The sequence below is a fragment of the Pseudomonas sp. IT-P2 genome (assembly GCF_949767575.1).
Classification (GTDB): Bacteria; Pseudomonadota; Gammaproteobacteria; order Pseudomonadales; family Pseudomonadaceae; genus Aquipseudomonas; species Aquipseudomonas pharyngis.
This window is the reverse complement of record NZ_CATKQA010000011.1, coordinates 399449-414070: the sequence shown is the minus strand read 5'-3', so window position 1 is coordinate 414070 and position 14622 is coordinate 399449. Positions and strand designations below refer to the sequence as shown.

The following is a 14622-nucleotide window of genomic DNA, read 5'->3' as shown; positions in this document are numbered from 1 at the left end:
ATGAGAGAGCATCAATGCGCCGCCTCCAAGCCGTCATCCTGTCCCTGCTTCTGCTCTCCCTCAGCGCCTGCGCGCTGTTTCCCAACCGCGACCCGGTGAACATCAACGTGGTTGGCCTCGAACCGCTGCCGAGCCAGGATCTGGAAGTGCGCTTCGCGATCAAGCTGCGGGTGCAGAACCCCAACGAAACGCCCATCGACTACAACGGCATCGCGCTGGATCTGGAGGTCAACGGCCATTCGCTGGCGTCGGGTGTGAGCGATCAGACCGGCTCGATCCCACGGTTCTCCGAAACCATCGTCAGCGTCCCGGTGAGCATTTCCGCGTTCTCGGTGCTGCGCCAGACCCTCGGCCTGAGCCAGACCCAAACCCTCGACAACCTGCCCTATGTGCTACGCGGCAAACTGGCGGGCGGGCTGTTTGGCACGATGCGCTTTGTCGATACCGGCAAGCTGAGTCTGCCGAGGGCCAGTGCTGCCACCTGGTAGGTTTCATAACTTTCAAACTGTTCACAAATCCTTATGGGAGCTGGCTTGCCAGCGATAGCGGAGTGTCAGCCACGGTGACGGTGACTGATACGGCCCCATCGCTGGCAAGCCAGCTCCCACAGTTTTTGTATTGACAGTCAGATCATGCGGTGAAACGCACACCCGGTTTCGCCCGCTCATCGACGCTCAACTCGAACACATCCGGTCGCGCATAGTGGCCGACCACGTCGTAGTCATAGCGGGCACGCACCAGTTCGGCGGTGTCGATCTCGGCGGTAAGCAGTCCGGCCTCGCCGCGCAACGGTCCGGCCAGCACATCGCCCATCGGCCCGACGATCACGCTGCCGCCGGCGATCAGCGGTCTATCCCCCGGCCAGTTGGTAACTTCCACGCCCAACTCATTCGGCGAGGCCTGCACCTGACAGGCGCTGACCACAAAGCAGCGCCCTTCGTGGGCGATGTGGCGCATGCTGACCTGCCACATCTCGCGTTCGTCCACGGTCGGCGCACACCAGACCTCGATGCCTTTTGCGTACATCGCCGTGCGCATCAGCGGCATCATGTTTTCCCAGCAGATCACGGCGCCGAGTTTGCCGACCTGAGTGTCGAGCACCGGCAGCGTCGAACCGTCGCCCTTGCCCCAGATCAGCCGTTCGGTGCCGGTTGGCATCAGTTTGCGGTGTTTGGCCACCAGGCCGGCCTGCGGGTCGAAATACAGCGCGGTGCAATGCAAGGTGCTGCCGGCCCGTTCGATCACGCCGATTACCAGATTGGCGCCAGTGCGCGCCGACAGCCCGGCCAGCGCTTCGGTTTCCGCACCCGGCACGTCGATGGCGTTGGCAAAATAACGGGCGTAGGCCTCACGGCCTTCCGGCAAGCGATAACCCAACTGCGTGCCGAAGCCCTCGCCTTTCGGGTAGCCGCCGAGCAACGCTTCGGGCATCACCACCAGCGCGGCGCCGGATTCGATGATCGCGGTTTCCCAGCTCAGGATCTGTTCCAGGGTTTCAGCCTTGCCACCGGGCAAGGCGCCGATCTGCAGGGCGGCAACGATTGATTTGGGCATGACGGTCACTCCGTGAAGTTCAGGTGTTGCTCATTCTCCGGCGCCACGGGATCATGAATAAAGACCGATCCACTGCTGAATGATATGAACCAGATGAATATCGCAACCGTCGACCTCAACCTGCTGAAAGTCTTTGAAGCCCTGCATGAAGAATCCAGTGCCAGCCGCGCGGCGTTGCGTCTGGGCGTAACCCAATCGGCGGTCAGCGCGGCCTTGCGCCGGCTGCGCGAGGTGTATGGCGATCAATTGTTCGTGCGTACCGGCCGGGGACTGGCGCCCACGCTCAAGGCCAACCAGTTGAAACCGGTGGTCAGCGATGCCCTGAATAAATGCCGGCAAAGCCTGGCGATGGTCGACCAGACCGCCAATCATTACGAAGGACGCTCGGTCACTGTGGGCCTTTCGGACGATTTCGAAATCGCTTACGGCCGGCGCCTGATCGAGGAAATCGCCCGCCGCGCACCGAAACTGCGCCTGATTTTCCGCCAGACCCACAGCCAGATCGTCGCCCGGGCGCTGATGGAGCGCAGCATCGATCTGGCGATCACCGCCGGCGGATTTGCCGAGCGGCTGCTCAGCCGTCAGGTGTTGGGTGAAGGGGGTTACGCGTGTCTGGTGGATCCGGCGAGCCTGGCGCCGGGCCAGCAGCAAATCGATCTGGAGGAATTCGTCACTCGCGAGCACCTGCTGGTGTCGTCGGGCGGTTTTATCGGGATCACCGATGAAGGGCTCGCGGCGCTGGGCCGGACTCGCCGGGTCTGCGCCTCGACCACGCATTTCGCGGCGTTGCCGCATCTGCTCAAGGGCAGCGAGGCGGTGGCGACCATTCCGACCCACGCCGCGCAGGCCATTGCCTCACTGAGCGGGCTGGTGCTGCTGCCCTGCCCGCTGGCGCTGCCGCGTTATCCGATCGAACTGGGCTGGCGCACCAGCACCCAGATCGATCCGGTGGTGCTGACCGTGCGCGAAGCGATAGGCGCCAGTTTCAGGGCCGAGTGATTACTTGTTGGCCGCCATCAGGCGATTGACTTCACTGCGCACCATGTTGGCGAATTCCGGCGGCGACATGCCGTCCAGTTCGGCGCGCACGAACTCGGCCCATTTGCCCTTGCGCTTGGAGCGCTCGCCGAACAATCGCGCGGCCTCGCCCTTGGCTTTGCCCAGATTGTTCTGCCAGAGTTCGAACAGTCGGGATTTCTCATCTTCCAGCGCGGCGCGCTCTGCGAGGGATTTGTCGGCCAGATTGAAACTCATCGGGAATTACCTGCTGCATGAAATGGCGACATCTTACACGCTGGACGGAAACCTCTGACGCTGGTTTTTGTTCCGGATGGAAAATCGCTGCAACTTTTCAAGGCGCGCCACACTCCATTGTTCACTGTCCATTCACCTGCAAGGAGTCACCCAATGGCCCGGAAAACCGCCGTTCAAGCCGCCGAAGACCAAATCAAGGATCAGGCCTTCAGTGAACTTCAGGCGCTGATCGAAGAGTCGGAAAAACTGCTCAAGAGCAGTGCATCCCTGGTCGGCGAGGAAGCGGAGACCCTGCGCGGGCAAATCGCCCAGAAATTGCAGCAGGCGCTGGATTCGGTCACCAGCGTGCGTGACCGCACCAAACCGGCGGTGGACGCCACCGAGAGCTACATCGGCGGGCACCCGTGGCAGACCGTGGCGATTTCCGCCGGGTTCGGCCTGGTAGTCGGATTGTTGCTCGGTCGCCGCTGAGCGCGAACAAAAAAGGCGAGCCCCTCGGGCTCGCCTTTTTCATGCCAGGCACAAACTCATTCGCCGGCCAGTTCACGCAGCTGCGACAGGGTCTGCTGATCCAGCTCGATCCCTTTGGCCAATGATCTGGCCCGCTGCAAATGCCGCCGATCCCCCGGCAAACGCTTGAGCCCTACCCCGTGCATCTGCCGCACCAGTTCCTGACTGCGTTCGGCAAAGCTTTGCCCAGCGGTCTTGCTTGGATCTATCACGATCAGCAACTGACCGGTCCACGGGGTCTTGGCGCCGAGATGGTTCTTCCAGTTGAACTCGAACGAGAAATTGCCACCGGTCAGCGCGGCGGCCAGCAGCTCGACCATCATCGACAGCGCCGAGCCTTTGTGTCCGCCAAACGGCAGCAATGCACCGCCTTCCAGAATCGCCTTTGGGTCGCAGGTCGGCTGGCCTAGGCTGTCGACCCCCATGCCCGCCGGCAGTTTCTCGCCTTTGCGCGCTGCGATCTGCACGTCGCCATGGGCGATGGCGCTGGTGGCCAGGTCGAACACGATCGGCGCACCGTCAGCCCGGGGTGCGGCGAAGGCGATCGGGTTGGTGCCGAACAATGGCCGGTCGGCACCGTGGGGTACCACGCAGGTCATGCTGTTGACCACGCTCAACGCCACCAGACCTTCATCGGCGAAAGGCTCGACGTCCGGCCACAGCGCGGCGAAGTGATGGGAATTACGGATCGCCAACACCGCGATCCCGGCACTGCGGGCCTTTTCCACCAGCAGCGCACGTGCCGCCGACAGCGCAGGCTGGGCAAAACCGTTGCCGGCATCGACGCTGACGAACCCTGAAGCCACGTCCTCGACTTTCGGCACGGCCTGGCCGTTGACCCAGCCGCTGTTGAGCGTCGAGACATAACCGGGGATCCGGAATACGCCGTGACTGTGCGCACCGTCCCGCTCGGCGTTGGCGCAATTGGCGGCCAGCGTTCTGGCGACTTCGGCCGAGGTGCCGTGACGGGTGAAAATCTTTTCCAGCAGTTGAGTCAGCTCGTCCAGGGACACCGTGGACGAGAGCGAATGATCGTGTGGCGCAGACATCTGAAGCTCCAGAGTAATTATTGGAGGGAACAACAGCGAACGGACAACCCGCAACGGCGATTAACCACATGCAGCCGACAACCTGTCAACCCTGGCATGCGCATCGACCCGGGCGCGATATGTATTTACCACCGGCACCAGACACGATTTTTTTAGCCTCGGGTTTCGATCAATCCACGCGTGCAAACGCCCTTATCGAGACTCGAGATGTCAGCCCCCACTCCACCGTTGTTATTCCCCGAAACCTTTGACTCACCGGGTCTGTGGCCCAAACTGGGCAAGGCCCATGGCTTGAGTGAAAAGGATTTCCGATGGCTCGCCCATGCCAGGCTGGCGTCCGACGCCCTGCGCCGCCAGCAAGACCCGCCGATGGTGATAGAGCGTCTTCTGCTTCACGCTGCCGAAGTGCAGCCGTTGCCGTTGGCTGGCGCGTTTGTCATCGGTGAAACGCCGGACGACAAGGGGCTGATCCTCTATACCCCACAGGCGGGCATCCAGAAGTTCCCCAACCGTGCCGATTTGAAAGAGCGGCTCGAACAACGACTCAACGACGTCGATGAGCAAGACAAACTGCTGGCATTTCTCGCCCTGCCACTGCGCCAGCGGTTGCAGGATGCGAAGCGTATTTCAATAACGTTCACCAACCTCAAAGGCGATGCCTTCGCCGAGCAATCGGCGGACTTTCAACAGTGCCTGCTGCTGAACGCCGAAATGATGTGCGAAGAGCTGAAAAAACTTCCGACACTCAGACAGCTTCTGGATGCGGTGCTGGATGAGCTGCTCAAGCCTCATTTCGGGTCACTGTCGCAAAGCCGCACCCAGGTCAGCTTCGATCGAACCGCTGGAGACCGTGACGAAAGACAACGCATGAGCGACGGTCATTGGTTCGACTTCATGAGTCTGAGTGATGCGGTACTGACCTATTACCGCCACCAGAACTGGCCAACCGCGCAACCACCGCGCTTTTCCAATCCGGGCAGGACCCCGGCGACCGGTGATCAGGCACATTGGGAAAACGCTGTGAAACAGGCCGCAAACAAACTGCCTGCGCTGTTGTTCCGGCACCTGGAGCGTTATTGGGATGCACCATCCGCTCTCGGAATGTCGCGACGTACCCTCTTTGGCCAGGCGCTGGGAGATCAGGCACATAACGAATGGATGTCCAGGCGCGAAAGCGGTGTCATCGATGCCGGTCAATTCAACACGCTGCAGCAATTGATTCGACCGGTCACTCAGGCCGTTCACTTTCCAGTCGTGGAAAACGTACGTCTCTGGGAGCGCGAAGCCAATTTTGTAGAACTGGCGGGCTCACTGATGATCAGTGGGCCTCATGCCTTCCTCTACACGCCCGCTCAAGGGTTGCAATTGCTCAAGGATTACAGGGACCTCAAGGATACGCTGAAGGCAAAATTCCTCGCCAAGGGCCACGAAGACGAACTCTATGGACTGCTGAGCCTGGAAGAACGCAATCGTTTTCTCGGCTTCGGACAACCGCAGGTGTCCGGCGAGCGGCTTGTCGGTGACATTTTCAGAATTCTGTTCGAGTCAATCATCACCAAACAACGGCAGAACATCGAATATGCGCTGCAAGTCTTTCGCCACAGCGACGGGGCCGTGAACCTGCATGCGCTGTTCGACAAGAGCCTGGACATCCGCTCGATGATCCATGACCAGTTGCAGAAAATCGATACAGGGGGACGGTGGAGCACGCACCCGGTGATTTCCGGCAATCAGCAACCTTCCATGGTGCTGGCGGACAAGGCGCTTGCAGCGATCAAGACATTCGATTCGGTGGCTGCGCCCATCCTCAAGCAACTGAGGGCTCAACCGATGGCGAATCTGGCGATCCAGCGCTACTGGCTCGAGCGCCTGAAACCGGATCTGGCACAGGCATGGTTTCTGGGGGTCAACGGCGAGGCCCGACTCAGATTGCTCAATGGGTCCCTGAATGCCTCGATGCAGGCCATAGTCAGCAATGTCATCAATGCCGATCAGCCGAGTCGTGCACAGCGCTCCGCCCTCAATGGCTTCCGCCCGGATGCCTACACGTTGACGCTCGAGTGTTCCGCCCAGCCGACGCCGGTGCCCCTGGCCCATTGCGTCTTCATCACCGAGCGGGGCGGGCTCGATGAACAGCATTCGGGCCGCGCCGTGCTGTGGACGCCCGCCCTCGGGCTGGAAGTTTTCGATACCGTAGCCGTTGCCCGGCAGGTATTGAAACGGCGCCTGAACGACGGCGACCAACGCCTCTTACTGCTGGAAAACATCGTGCCTTCGCAATACCTGCCTCATCAACGGTACAGCCTTGGACCGTTTCAATATATCCACGGCAATGTGTTGCATGAGTGCATGCAGTCCACCATCGGCCACTATCTGGATCGCTGCCAACAAGTGCGTGAACGGGTCAAGGACACCAAACGCCGTGACAAGGCGCTGGAAAAACTGCGTGATGTTTGCCTGGCCGACAATCTGTCCTTGGCCAGCGCGCACGCCCGGGCGATTGCCACTCAGCAGACACTTCCCGCCTGGCTGGGGATGGCCCCGGTCCAGGAGCAAAAACGGCATGTGGAGATACTGGAACAGTGGTATCGAAGCGTCACTGACGACGAGGATTACCTGTCCGGCATACCCTCACTGGTTGGTTATGTCGAGCAGACACTGAAATCGATGCTCGACAGCCGATTTCCGGACACTCGTCTGGACCCGCATGAAATTGAAATCACCCCCAGCCTGGCATTGGCCGGCCCCGCGCGATCACTGGTCGAATTTGCCCTGAATCACATCAACGTCGCCCAAGGCACCCGTTTCAGTATCACCTCGAAAAACGCCACCACCTTGCCCACCACACTGGACCAAAGCGCCGTGACGCAAATGCTGCTGTCACTGGAGATACCCACCACTTATGCCCGCAAAGTGGTCAGCGCGTTGTCGGCGAGCGACCCCGGAAGCCATAAACGCAAGCAACGTTTTTTCCGTCAGTTGCCTTGGCAGCTGCTGCAACACGCCCACGCAGCAAAACTGCAGCAACATCTGTCAGACAGTGCCTTTGGTCTGATTCAGCAGGTACTGGACATGCCCGATGCCCTTGCCCGAGCAGCGGTGCAAGACGCACATGCCATCGCTTGCCCGCTGGCGCTGATCAAGACTGCCGGAGCCACCGCCGTATCCGTGCAGGGGATATACGTTTTTACTCCAGGCGGCGGGCACAAGGGTCCCCTGGTGCTCTATGCGCCGTATGCCGAGCAGATCTTCCAGGAGTTCGAAGACGAAAAAAAACTGATTGCAGCCCTCAACATGCCGGGGCTGCTACAAAACCTGCTGCTGCGGCGACTGCCTGACAGCGAGCGCGCGATATTTCGCAACCTGCTGGCGTCTTCCATGGGTCAAACCAGCGAGATGAAGCTCGCCATCAAGGCAATTGAAGGGAATCTGCTGGAACACTTCTACAACAACAACCTCATGCTTCTGGAACAGCATTTGAACGCCCAGAAAAAAACGGACTCGGCGTTCGATTGGGAGACGGCGAAGACCCTGTTCAGCCAGCAGATTAGACGGCTCAGCGGTGTATTGCCGGGCAAACTTGGCTTCATTCCCATTCTCTGGAAAGCCTATGACGCGTTCAAGGATTCCGCCGAGGCCCTGCAGACTCACCATTGGAAACGGGCACTCAAATCATTTGTCCAGGGCGCAGCACAAATGGTGCAAGTGGGTCTGCTTCCGCAAATATCGGGCGAAACCACAACGGGAGCAGGACAGGTAAAAGAAACCGTCGTGTCAGGCCTGGCCGACATCGATCTGACTTCGCCCGGACGCACATCGTTGCAATCGTTCGAGGTGACGGACATCGCACTCAAGGATCTGAAGCTCAGCCCGAACCAGGGCACTTACCTGCAGGTATCGCGCAACCGCGATTTCGCTGCGGTTGATGGCAAGGTTTATCAGGTCGTCAAAAGCGGTAACGCCTGGCGTTTGGCAAACGCTGGGGCAAAGGGGCCGCTGTTCGAGAAGTCCGGCCCTCGCATGGTGCGAATCGCTGATGACCAGATCGTCCACTACGGCCAGGCGTTCGGCAGAATGATCGAACGCAATAGCCTCGCGAACCTGCGCCGCATCATGCTGAATATCGAGGCGCAGGGAATGGATGAAATCCGAGTCAGGTTTCCTCTGAAAGCCCGGGCGCTGGTGAATGCAATCGACCTGGCCCGACGCTACGCCTTCTATTGTCTGCATAACCTGGTCCCGCTCGCCAACGGCGCCATCCATTCACGGGTGAACAGCTTCCTGAAGGACTTCTTCAATGTGCCAAAGATCACACCCGCAATTCTCACAAGGATCAGCGAGGCGATTGTGCCCATCTGCAATGCGCTGGTGGACCCAGCCGATGAGTTACTCAATACCGACCGGTTCGTTGTCGGCTCGAACAAATTGCTGCATGACGTCATCGCATTTGTACTGGAAGGCGATACAGAAAAACGCGTGCATTTCACCGAGCATTTTTTCCAACAGCAACTGGATCATTACAAACTCTTCATGCTTGAGCAGTTCGATGTGGATGGCCATGCGCAGGCGTCGACGTTGATACACGAGTTTTCCCATCAATTCAGCAAGGCGCTGGATATCGCTACCCTCAGGGCGCGGGAACCGTTCATAGAGTTGATATCAACGATTACGACCGAGGGTAAGAAGCTGTACAACGAACTTGACTCCGAGCAGCGTTCAGCCTTGTCGCTCAGCACGCCCCGCTCACAATTGTTCGCGCAATGGAACACCGTTCTAAAGACTTGGGTCGATGTCGACAAAGTGCCCGGCATGGAACTGATCCACACGGAAATCCTGCGGTTGACCGGTACGCAGAATCTTCGGCAGGCGCGTGATGCATTTCTCGACCAGCAGTCTCCGAACGCCCGTATCGCTGTCATCCTGCGTAACGCCGATTCGATAGCCCGCCTGATTTGTGAAGTCGGGCGTCAGCTGGATCCCGTGCCGGCCCCGTAGAATCTGGAAAAATGCGCAGGTTCAACACCTGCGCAACTGCGTTCGGGATCAGTCCTTCTGATCGCGCAGGACGTTGCCCGATGCGCCATCGATACGGAATTCGTACACCGCGCCATCAGCCTTGCGCCCTTCCCCTTTCCAATAGCCGTCGTTGTCGGCCTCGATTTCGTAGACCTCGACATATCCGGCCTTGGTTTTTACGGTTTCGATGGCCTTTTCGATGGTGATCCATCCTGCGCCCGGGCGGTCGGCCAGCGCCGCGCCGGCACTCAGGAGACTGGCGGTAGCGACGAAAGCAGCCAAGGTTCTTTTGATCATTTTTTCACTCCATTTGTGGATAGTGTTAACGGGATGTCCTGGTTTTTGGGGGATCCTGGCGTTAAAAAGTTCCACGTTTGATGGGTAAATGACATGACGCTTGTTCTCGGCACCTTCCCCTCAAGGTTAGAATGCGGGAAATCAGGACGAGTCAATGACCCAGAACACTCTCTCGGAAGCCGATTACGATGCGATCACCGATGCCGCCGCGCATTGGTGCATGCGCCTGCACGCCGTCGATTGCACCAACGAAGAGCGCCAGGCGTTCGAGCAATGGCGCAATGCACACCCGCTTCACGCGTTCGAGTATGAGGCGATGCTGGAGATATGGGACGTCGCCGAGCACCTGCCGCGTCCGGAAACTGCACCGGTCTTGCCGATTCGCCAACCGGTCAGATCGTGGCGCCAGTACGCCGTGGCGGCTTCTGTCTGTGCACTGGCTTTGCCGCTGGCAGCCTGGACCGGATGGAACCTCGGCTGGCTGCCTGACAGCTATCAGCATTTCGCGGCCACCGACAATGTCCGCCATGTCACCCTGGAGGACGGCAGCCAGGTCGAGCTGAACCTCAACACCGAGCTGACCTTCAGCAATTACAAGGACGAGCGTCACGTCACCCTGAAGAAAGGCGAGGCGTTTTTCGAAGTCAGCCACGACCTGAACCACCCGTTCATCGTCAGGGCCGCCGAAGGCAGGATTCGCGTGACAGGCACCCGTTTCAACGTCTGGATGTATGAGGATCAGGTGAAAGTCAACCTGATCGAGGGCTCTGTGCTGGTCACCGGCAATTCCCGTCTGGGCGGTGACGGCTTGCGTCTGGGCCCCTCGATGCAGGCACGCTACAGACACGGCGACGACATCCCGCAAATCAGCCAGACCTATGCCAATGACAACTCGCTGGCCTGGCGCAGCGGCAAACTGGTGCTCGACAACCTGTCGCTGAACGAAGCGTTACCGCAAATCAACCGGTATCTGGACAAACCCTTGATGCTGGCCGACAACGCCACCGGTTCGATCCGCGTCGGCGGCATTTACAACATCAAGGAGCTGAACAGCTTCGCCAGTTCTTTGCCGAAAGTGTTGCCGGTGTTCCTGACCCGCAACAAGGACGGCAACCCGGTGATCAACCCGATCCCCCAGCAACCGCCAAAAAACTGAAGGCCGTTCCCGTGAGGGAGCGGCCTTCTGCCTTTGCGACTGTCGACGGATTAAACCGCTGATTACTGCGCTGCGACTTTCCCCGCCTTTTCCAGATCATCGCGCACGGTCTGCACCTGATACTGCGGATCGGCCTTGATCTGCTGTTCGGTGAAAGGCAACACGCTCCACTGCTTCTTCGAAAAAGCCTCGGTCTGATCCCGGGAATACTTCGACGCCGGATCGCTGGACAGCGAAAACGCCAGCAAGCCCTGGGCATGCGGACCTTTATCGTCGAACGTTACGACTTGCAGATAACTGGTCCCGCTGACCACTTCCAGCTTGCCGTCTTCACGAGGCACGCTCTGGATGGCGTTGTAGATGCCCAGCGTGCCGGGACCACCGTGAATCGGCGTTTGCTGGCCACCACTGCTGACCACCTGCACATCGCCCCAACGGGTTTTCTCGGTCAGGCCCATTTTGGCGGCAGTTTCGGCCGACGCCAGCATGGCCTCGCGCAGTGCCTTGGCCACTTCTGGCTTTTCAATGGCCAGCCCGCGCGGGGTGTGTTGCGCATCCTTCGGATCGAACACCACGCGCCAGGCCTGCGGCGACTCCTGCATCGCTTGCATGATGCTCTGGAAATGCACCAGCCCGACGCCCGACTCCAGATTCGCCCGGCCGTCCCACGCTTTCAGGCTGCTGCACACCGATTTCAGCGCCGCTTCAGACTGAGAAGCGCAGAATTTCAACAGATCCGGTACGACCTGAGTCGCCAGAAACACCTGATCGTCCATCACCATGTGTTGCAGATCCTGCACCGACACCGGGCCTTTCTTGCTCAGGGTCGCCAGTCGATCCAGCGCGAAGCGCGCACGCAGGCCCAGTGGTTGCCCATCCTGACTGATCAACGGCGAAAAACCGGTCAGCGGTTGTGCCGGGTTGGCCAGCCAGGCCGAATCGTTGGAATGCTGAACGAAGTCCTTGCGCAACAGCTGCGGCAATTGGCTGGAAGCGTAAATGCCCTTCTGCGCGGCTTGCGGGTCGATGTCCCAGGTGCAGGCGCTGTTGGAACCGTCGAGCACGATCATTTTCAGACCGGCGCGCGGGTCGCTGCACCTGGCCAGTTTGTCGGCACTGACGTTCGGCACCACCGACAGGTTCATGTACAGCGTCTGGCCCTTGTCGTCCACGGCCAGGGTGTTGACCCACGGGATGCCCTGGATGGTGTGCACCGAATCCTGCAGATCCTTGAGATTGCCGGCGCGGTTCATGGCGTACCACTGTTTCAGCACCCGATCATTGTCGAGGTTCGCATCGCGCAGGCTATAGGCGTACTGGTTGTCCCAGTCGAGCTTGCCGGGCCACTGCACGATCGGGCCGAACTGTGAGCTGTAGACGTCACGAGAAACCGGCACCACCTGGCCGTCCGCCTGTTTGACCTGCACGGTGACCGTCTGCTTGCTCATCGGCAGGGACTGGCCGTCGAGCAGGTAACGGGTCGGATCCTTCGGATCGAGTTGCAGGCGATAAAGGGTGAAATGCTTGGACGAATCGACGGTGTGGGTCCAGGCCAGATGCTGGTTGAAACCGATGTTGATCATTGGCAGACCCGGCAGCGCTGCGCCCATCACATCCAGTTTGCCCGGAATGGTCAGGTGCATCTGATAGAAGCGCATGCCGCCGACCCACGGGAAATGCGGGTTGGCCAGCAGCATGCCGCGGCCGTTGAAGGAGCGCTCGCTGCCGACCGCCACGGCGTTGCTGCCACGGTCCAGTGCGAAGCGTTGCAGGCGCGTGTCCGCCAGTTGATAGGCCCGCGCATCGTTTTCAATCTTCGCAGTGGCCTGCGGCGGAGTAGCACCCGCCAGGGCTTCGGCGAACTGGCCGACACCGCCCTCGACCAACAGACGACGGGTCAGCTTCACCAGATCTTCGGCGGCGATATCGCGCACCCATTCACCCTGGCACTGTTGCGGCAGACCCTGCTGACGGCGCTCGGCCAGATATCGGTTGTAACCGGCGGCGTAACCTTCCACCAGATCACGCACTTCGACCGGCTGCGCTTGCCAGAAGGCACTGACTGCCTGCGGCGTATTGAGCCATTGGAAAAAGACGTCGCTGACACGGTTCTCGCGCTCTTCGACCGTCAATTGTTCCGGCCCGAAGTAGCGCGAACGCTCGCCGTTGACCGTGACGATCTCGTTGGCCAGCAGGCACAGATTGTCCTGCGCATAGGCGTAACCGATACCGAACCCGAGACCGCGTTCGTTTTCCGCACGGATGTGCGGTACGCCAAAACCGGTGCGACGGATATCCGCGCCGGTCTGGCCGGAAGGACTGAACGCCTGTGCCGGCAGACTCAGCCCGAGAAAGAGGCCGGCAAGGGTCAGTCCGGTGAAATGCCTGGAAATAGTCACGCTCGCTCCTGATCGAAATGCCGAAGAGCGAACCGCCCGCCTCCGTGAACACGTCGGGCCCGGCTCGCTCTGAAATCACTCACGCGTCACGCGCAATGAGCCTGTCCAGAAAACGAAGCCGCGGGAAAAAAATTTAGTCGGTCACACACCCGTTTCGTGCCGCAATCACGGGGAAAAGACAAAACCACGACAAATTTTCTACATTTTCCGCTTCATGATTTGTCGAGCTGAAACGTCTTGTTTAGAGAGAGCACGAAAAACCTTTCCTGATCAGGCTCTGAAAGGAGTAATCGCATGTACAACCCACCCCTACCATCGGAAGGTAGCCAGACCCCACAAGGAGCGCACATGGGTTCACACGCCGACGTATTCGGGCAACGGGTCGAGCGTCACGGCAATGAGCGCATCCGTTTGCTGCTTAAAAGCTTCGGCCTGCGCACCAGCCTGATTCGCCTCAAAGTCATCGACACCCTGCTGGTCGCCGCCGAGGACGACCGTCGTCTTGGTGTGCGTGGTGTTCACAGCCAGTTGCTGGATCTGGACATTCCCTTGTCCTTTCTCAGCGTACGTGAAGTGCTCAAGCGCCTGTGCGCCGAAGGCGTGATCACGTTCAACGACGACAAGAGCTACAGCCTCCATCCCCAGGCTGCCGCCGTGCTCAACCACGATTGAAGCACGCGGCAGACGCTGTCAGGGCTTGACCTTGCGGCGCATCACGCCGTTGATTACCACAACCACCACCGCCACACCGATGGCGATGTACTGAAATGTTTGCTCGCTGAGCTTGCCGGCGTTTTGCAGCCAGGACAGGCCGAGCATGATCAGCAGTACGGCGAGGGCGATCAGAATCGAATATTTCAAGCGTTGCTTCTGGGTCATTACAGGTTCCTGAACCGTTGGAATGTATCGGGTTTGTATCGGGGTTGATGCCATGCGCATACCGTTTGACGGGGATGCGCCGCTGTAAACGGGGTCTCATGTTACAGCCGATGAAGAGCTTTGGCTTCAAACGGCATTAACCATGAGGATCCTTGAAATGCTGCGTCGAATCACCTGGCTGATTCCTGTCCTTGCACTGCTTACCCTGAGCGGCTGCATCATCTTTCCCCACGGCGGCTGGCATGGCGATCATCGCCACTATGCGCCGCAAGGTCCGGGCTACTATTACCATCGTTGATTCAATTCGCGGGAAGGATGCCAGCGTCCCTTCACTCAAATGCAACAACTGATTTAATGTCAGCCGAAATGCCCACAGGAATGTGGGCATTTTTCTTAAGACTCTATTCATTATCTTGTCAGGCAATTCGCCCTTGCGAGTAGGCATCCCGACTTGTGCAACATCACGCAACCCCCCGTCATAGAGCGTCACAGCATTCATGTAGGAACA

The 14622-nt window shown here is 59.4% G+C and carries 13 protein-coding genes; 6 read left to right on the top strand and 7 right to left on the bottom strand.

Annotation, left to right across the window (positions count from 1 at the left end; translation table 11 throughout):
- Nucleotides 1–14 precede the first annotated feature (14 nt).
- On the top strand, nucleotides 15–488 hold the full coding sequence (locus tag ACM6JM_RS08670) for an LEA type 2 family protein (protein WP_039768163.1): 474 nt from the start codon (nucleotides 15–17) through the stop codon (nucleotides 486–488).
- Nucleotides 489–630: 142 nt separating this feature from the next.
- Here ACM6JM_RS08670 and ACM6JM_RS08665 read toward each other — a convergent pair whose 3' ends face one another.
- A complete protein-coding gene (locus ACM6JM_RS08665) occupies nucleotides 631–1554 on the bottom strand; it encodes a carbon-nitrogen hydrolase family protein (protein WP_414881682.1) in 924 nt (307 codons plus the stop codon).
- Between the two features lie 84 nt (nucleotides 1555–1638).
- Between ACM6JM_RS08665 and ACM6JM_RS08660 the strand changes: the two genes are divergently transcribed.
- Nucleotides 1639–2553, top strand: a complete 915-nt coding sequence (locus tag ACM6JM_RS08660; RefSeq protein ID WP_414881681.1) for a LysR family transcriptional regulator — start codon at nucleotides 1639–1641, stop codon at nucleotides 2551–2553.
- Here ACM6JM_RS08660 and ACM6JM_RS08655 read toward each other — a convergent pair whose 3' ends face one another.
- Nucleotides 2554–2808: a hypothetical protein gene (locus ACM6JM_RS08655; RefSeq protein ID WP_007957535.1), complete on the bottom strand. Its 255-nt coding sequence runs from the start codon at nucleotides 2806–2808 to the stop codon at nucleotides 2554–2556.
- A 153-nt stretch (nucleotides 2809–2961) separates the two neighbouring features.
- On the opposite strand from ACM6JM_RS08655, the gene ACM6JM_RS08650 reads away from it, so the two are divergent.
- Nucleotides 2962–3279, top strand: a complete 318-nt coding sequence (locus ACM6JM_RS08650) for a DUF883 family protein (RefSeq protein ID WP_007957537.1) — start codon at nucleotides 2962–2964, stop codon at nucleotides 3277–3279.
- A 56-nt stretch (nucleotides 3280–3335) separates the two neighbouring features.
- Here ACM6JM_RS08650 and ACM6JM_RS08645 read toward each other — a convergent pair whose 3' ends face one another.
- Nucleotides 3336–4367, bottom strand: a complete 1032-nt coding sequence (locus ACM6JM_RS08645) for an Ldh family oxidoreductase (RefSeq protein WP_414881680.1) — start codon at nucleotides 4365–4367, stop codon at nucleotides 3336–3338.
- Between the two features lie 207 nt (nucleotides 4368–4574).
- On the opposite strand from ACM6JM_RS08645, the gene ACM6JM_RS08640 reads away from it, so the two are divergent.
- Entirely contained in the window at nucleotides 4575–9362 is a 4788-nt protein-coding gene (locus ACM6JM_RS08640) for a dermonecrotic toxin domain-containing protein (protein ID WP_414881679.1), read from the top strand.
- A 48-nt stretch (nucleotides 9363–9410) separates the two neighbouring features.
- Here ACM6JM_RS08640 and ACM6JM_RS08635 read toward each other — a convergent pair whose 3' ends face one another.
- The gene (locus ACM6JM_RS08635) at nucleotides 9411–9680 is read right to left on the bottom strand and encodes a PepSY domain-containing protein (RefSeq protein WP_039768157.1); all 270 of its coding nucleotides are present in this window, start codon (nucleotides 9678–9680) and stop codon (nucleotides 9411–9413) included.
- A 154-nt stretch (nucleotides 9681–9834) separates the two neighbouring features.
- On the opposite strand from ACM6JM_RS08635, the gene ACM6JM_RS08630 reads away from it, so the two are divergent.
- The gene (locus ACM6JM_RS08630; protein ID WP_039768155.1) at nucleotides 9835–10836 is read left to right on the top strand and encodes a FecR family protein; all 1002 of its coding nucleotides are present in this window, start codon (nucleotides 9835–9837) and stop codon (nucleotides 10834–10836) included.
- Between the two features lie 62 nt (nucleotides 10837–10898).
- On the opposite strand, the gene ACM6JM_RS08625 is transcribed toward ACM6JM_RS08630, so the two are convergent.
- On the bottom strand, nucleotides 10899–13235 hold the full coding sequence (locus ACM6JM_RS08625) for an acylase (RefSeq protein ID WP_414881678.1): 2337 nt from the start codon (nucleotides 13233–13235) through the stop codon (nucleotides 10899–10901).
- Between the two features lie 294 nt (nucleotides 13236–13529).
- Here ACM6JM_RS08625 and ACM6JM_RS08620 point away from each other — a divergent pair, with 294 nt between their 5' ends.
- Entirely contained in the window at nucleotides 13530–13907 is a 378-nt protein-coding gene (locus ACM6JM_RS08620; RefSeq protein ID WP_414881677.1) for a fe2+ zn2+ uptake regulation protein, read from the top strand.
- Between the two features lie 18 nt (nucleotides 13908–13925).
- Here ACM6JM_RS08620 and ACM6JM_RS08615 read toward each other — a convergent pair whose 3' ends face one another.
- Nucleotides 13926–14114: a hypothetical protein gene (locus ACM6JM_RS08615; protein WP_039768149.1), complete on the bottom strand. Its 189-nt coding sequence runs from the start codon at nucleotides 14112–14114 to the stop codon at nucleotides 13926–13928.
- Nucleotides 14115–14250: 136 nt separating this feature from the next.
- Entirely contained in the window at nucleotides 14251–14613 is a 363-nt protein-coding gene (locus tag ACM6JM_RS08610; protein ID WP_170928272.1) for a hypothetical protein, read from the bottom strand.
- Between the last annotated feature and the right edge of the window lie 9 nt (nucleotides 14614–14622).

Bases quoted from the DNA above. Each gene is read 5' to 3' on its own strand.
- ACM6JM_RS08655 (WP_007957535.1), bottom strand. From the start codon at position 2,808: ATGAGTTTCAATCTGGCCGACAAATCCCTCGCAGAGCGCGCCGCGCTG.
- ACM6JM_RS08645 (WP_414881680.1), bottom strand. From the start codon at position 4,367: ATGTCTGCGCCACACGATCATTCGCTCTCGTCCACGGTGTCCCTGGAC.
- ACM6JM_RS08615 (WP_039768149.1), bottom strand. From the start codon at position 14,114: ATGACCCAGAAGCAACGCTTGAAATATTCGATTCTGATCGCCCTCGCC.
- ACM6JM_RS08670 (WP_039768163.1), top strand. From the start codon at position 15: ATGCGCCGCCTCCAAGCCGTCATCCTGTCCCTGCTTCTGCTCTCCCTC.
- ACM6JM_RS08650 (WP_007957537.1), top strand. From the start codon at position 2,962: ATGGCCCGGAAAACCGCCGTTCAAGCCGCCGAAGACCAAATCAAGGAT.
- ACM6JM_RS08640 (WP_414881679.1), top strand. From the start codon at position 4,575: ATGTCAGCCCCCACTCCACCGTTGTTATTCCCCGAAACCTTTGACTCA.
- ACM6JM_RS08630 (WP_039768155.1), top strand. From the start codon at position 9,835: ATGACCCAGAACACTCTCTCGGAAGCCGATTACGATGCGATCACCGAT.
- ACM6JM_RS08660 (WP_414881681.1), top strand. From the start codon at position 1,639: ATGAACCAGATGAATATCGCAACCGTCGACCTCAACCTGCTGAAAGTC.
- ACM6JM_RS08610 (WP_170928272.1), bottom strand. From the start codon at position 14,613: ATGAATGCTGTGACGCTCTATGACGGGGGGTTGCGTGATGTTGCACAA.
- ACM6JM_RS08665 (WP_414881682.1), bottom strand. From the start codon at position 1,554: ATGCCCAAATCAATCGTTGCCGCCCTGCAGATCGGCGCCTTGCCCGGT.
- ACM6JM_RS08620 (WP_414881677.1), top strand. From the start codon at position 13,530: ATGTACAACCCACCCCTACCATCGGAAGGTAGCCAGACCCCACAAGGA.
- ACM6JM_RS08635 (WP_039768157.1), bottom strand. From the start codon at position 9,680: ATGATCAAAAGAACCTTGGCTGCTTTCGTCGCTACCGCCAGTCTCCTG.